The 2,972-nt window shown below is 67.9% G+C and carries 4 protein-coding genes; 2 read left to right on the top strand and 2 right to left on the bottom strand.

Annotated elements, in window-relative coordinates; all coding sequences use genetic code 11:
• Positions 1 to 191 precede the first annotated feature (191 nt).
• Positions 192 to 371 (bottom strand): hypothetical protein, encoded by a 180-nt coding sequence (locus tag ACFO4E_RS29980; protein ID WP_378580682.1) that lies wholly within the window; start codon positions 369 to 371, stop codon positions 192 to 194.
• 202 nt (positions 372 to 573) lie between these two features.
• On the opposite strand from ACFO4E_RS29980, the gene ACFO4E_RS29975 reads away from it, so the two are divergent.
• Positions 574 to 1,377: a helix-turn-helix domain-containing protein gene (locus ACFO4E_RS29975; protein ID WP_378580679.1), complete on the top strand. Its 804-nt coding sequence runs from the start codon at positions 574 to 576 to the stop codon at positions 1,375 to 1,377.
• Positions 1,377 to 1,550 carry a DUF397 domain-containing protein gene (locus ACFO4E_RS29970; protein WP_378580676.1) on the top strand — a complete coding sequence of 58 codons (174 nt, stop codon included), beginning with the start codon at positions 1,377 to 1,379 and terminating at the stop codon, positions 1,548 to 1,550. The genes ACFO4E_RS29975 and ACFO4E_RS29970 overlap by 1 nt, the downstream gene beginning before the upstream one ends.
• Positions 1,551 to 2,113: 563 nt before the next feature.
• Here the strand turns inward: ACFO4E_RS29970 and ACFO4E_RS29965 are convergent.
• A partial coding sequence (locus ACFO4E_RS29965) for an HNH endonuclease signature motif containing protein (RefSeq protein WP_378580673.1) occupies positions 2,114 to 2,972 on the bottom strand: 859 nt, incomplete at its 5' end.

The raw sequence follows: 2,972 nt of genomic DNA, 5'->3' as shown, positions 1-2,972 counted from the left end.
TTAGGATTCAGCCAATACAGGTTTCGCCGTATCACGCGGACCCCTCAACGCATCGCTTCCGCGCCTGAACGCGATCGTTGGTTTCCTGGCATGCTATTGTCCCCTTCGCCTTTTCGGTTCCGGGTAAGCCATTAGGTCCAGAAACCTCCCTTCAGTTCCTCCCGGTTGCACCGGGGATATGGCAGAGCGCCTCACGGCGCACTGGCGTTCGTGGTGGCCTCCGAGACGAGGAGCACGGCCGAGGCGACGGTGTCCTGCGGGACCTCGAACTCACAGTGGGCGGAAAGGATGTCCTCGGTCCATTCCCGCGCCTTCCGCACCTGATCGGCCCACCCGGGAAACCTCCGTTCGTACGTCACCACCAGCACCACCCTCCGACTTCGTTCCGCCGCTCCCAGCGGAACAAATAGGGACGAATTCGTCCCGCGCTTTTCCTCTGGACACGTCCTTGAGGTGAGTAACCCATGAACTCAGCATGCCGATACTCCGGACGACCTTCCATAAGCGCTACATGTCTGGTCCCTTTTGGCGAAGGGGTATCGGGTTGGATCGGGCTAGAGCATTCTGGATCGCATGACAGAGCGAGTAGATAAGACCTGGGTTCGGTGGGGTTCCGAATTGCGTCGTCTTCGTCGTCTGGCTGGGAAGACGCAAACCGCGATCAGTGGAATGACGCTGATCAGCCGACCTCAGATCGGTAAGTTGGAAAATGGCACAAGGACCCCCAATCGGGACCATGCGGTCGAATTGGACGATGCGCTTGCTACTGATGGACGACTCCTCCAGCTCTGGGAAGAACTGAACGACGTCAAGCGCGTGCCGGACGAGTGGGAGGATTTCGTGCGCATCGAGCGCACCGCCGTCGAGATCAGGGAATACCAGCCGCTGCTCATCCCTGGTCTCGTGCAAGCACCGGGGTACGCCCGGGCGATTCTCGGGGCGGGCCGACTGGACTCGACGCCGGAACTCCTGGAACACGCACTGGAGACGAGGCTCGGCCGTCTTGCGGAGTTGCGTCGCCACGTCGCCCTGAGGTTCGTCGTGGATGAGCACGCTCTGCGACAGCGCCGAGGCTCCCCTGAGGCGATGAAGGAGCAGTTCGATCACTTGCTGTCACTGATCGACCAGCAGCGGATCAGGCTTTCCGTCCTTCCCGACCACGCGGCGCGGCATCCGGTCGTGGGCGGATCATTCCGCATCTTCGGACTGCCCGGTGGCAGCCTGGTCGTACATCTGGAACACGCCAAAGGGCAGGTGGTCGTGCACGATGCGGAGGAGGTCAATGCGATGGCGGCCATGTACGGCGACTTGCAGGCGGAGTCGCTACCCTCGGACGCAAGCGTTGCGCTGATTGAGAAGGTAAGAGGGGAGCTGTAATGCGGGAGTGGCATAAGAGCAGCCACAGCGACAGCAATTACAACTGCGTCGAGGTCGCCGAGGGCCCTCGGACGCTCATCCGCGACACCCAGAACCGCCCCCTCGGCCACCTCACCGTCCCCGTCCCCGAGTGGACCGCCTTCCTCAAGGCCGTCAAGGCCGAGGCACTGTAGCTTCCGCCGCTCCTCGAGCATTTGGCCTCCACCCCATCGGGGCGGAGGCCGTTTCCATTCCCTCGGCCTACCCCTGTCCTGAGGTCGGGGTTCAGACGGGCAGCGACGGCCGGTGGAGGGTGGGGCCAGGCGTGCAGCCGCAGGTGGTCTCGGGGCGGGGTTAGAGCTCGGCGGCGACGGCCGGTGGTGGGCAGGGTCGCGTGTCAGTGCGGGCGGCGACGGCGACAGGGGTGGGGTTGTGCGGGGAGCCTCGGGTGGTCGCGTCGGGGTTCATTCGGGCGGGCGGGTGCGAGGACCGGCGGTGGGGTGGCGGTCGGGGGGCGTAGGCGGGTGCCTGGCCATGAGCGGACGCCCGGTGGTGGGTGTCGGCCGTGTGCCTGCTGTGGGGGTGGGCGGGTGCAGACGGGCTCAGGCGATGGCCTGTTGTGCGGGTCGACGGGTGCGGGGCGGCTCCTCCGTTGGTGGAGGTGCCGCCCCGCTGGTGGTGGTGTTGGTCCTGGTCGGTGTGCCGGTCGCTGTCGGTTCTGAGTGGGGTCCTTGCCCGCTCCGGTCCCGCGGGGTGGTCATTGGCCGGGGTAGGGGTCGGGGACGGTGGTGTGGGTGCGGTGGTGGGGGGTCCGCCATATGAGGGTGCCGGGGGAGGGCTGGGACAGTTTCCAGCCGGGGTGTTGCTTGAGGCGGTGGTGGCGTCGGCACAGCGCGGCCAGGTTGGCGGCACTCGTTGGACCTCCGAGGTGGTGGGGTGTGGTGTGGTCGGCGTCGCACTCCACCGCGGGGCGGTTGCAGTGGGGGAAGCGGCAGGTGCGGTCGCGGGAGTCGATGTGGGACCGCAGCCGGGGTGGGGGCCGGTAGCGGGTGGTGCCCTCGGCCACCGGGGTTCCCTCCTCGTCGACCACCGTGTAGCACCACCGGGTGGCCTTGTCGGTGGCTTCCTTCGCGAGTTCGCGGGCGGCCTCGGCGAGGATCGGCCCGTGGCCGGGGATCTCGGCCAGCGCCCGGGACTCCCGGCCGCCCATCTCGGTGGGCAGCGCGGCCAGCGGGATGATGACGTGCAGTTTCCCCACCGGCGAGAACGGCACCGGGGTGGGGGTGGCCATCCCGGGGATGACCACCTGCCCGTGATCCTCCGCCCGCTCCCGGCCGTATCCCCCGCACTCGCCCTGCCCCGGTGCCTCGTCTTCGCCCTGCCCGTGTGCTCCGTCCCGGTCCCGGCCGTGGCCGCGTGAAAGGTCCCGCCCGTGGGCTGGTGCCGGGTGGCGCCGGTGGGCCGGGGCCGGGGTGGCGGTGTCGGGGATGCCGTGTTCCGTGGCGTCGGCGGGGATCTCCAGCCCGGGGGTGACGGGCAGGCGCCCCAGCAGGAGGCCGACGGCGACGTCGGCGCGCAGTTGGTCGAGGGTGAGTTCCTTCTGGGCGGCGGTCGTG

The sequence above is a fragment of the Nocardiopsis mangrovi genome (assembly GCF_042653925.1).
GTDB lineage: Bacteria > Actinomycetota > Actinomycetes > Streptosporangiales > Streptosporangiaceae > Nocardiopsis_B > Nocardiopsis_B mangrovi.
The sequence above is the reverse complement of the archived record's forward strand: the minus strand, read 5'-3'. Positions and strand labels throughout refer to the sequence as shown.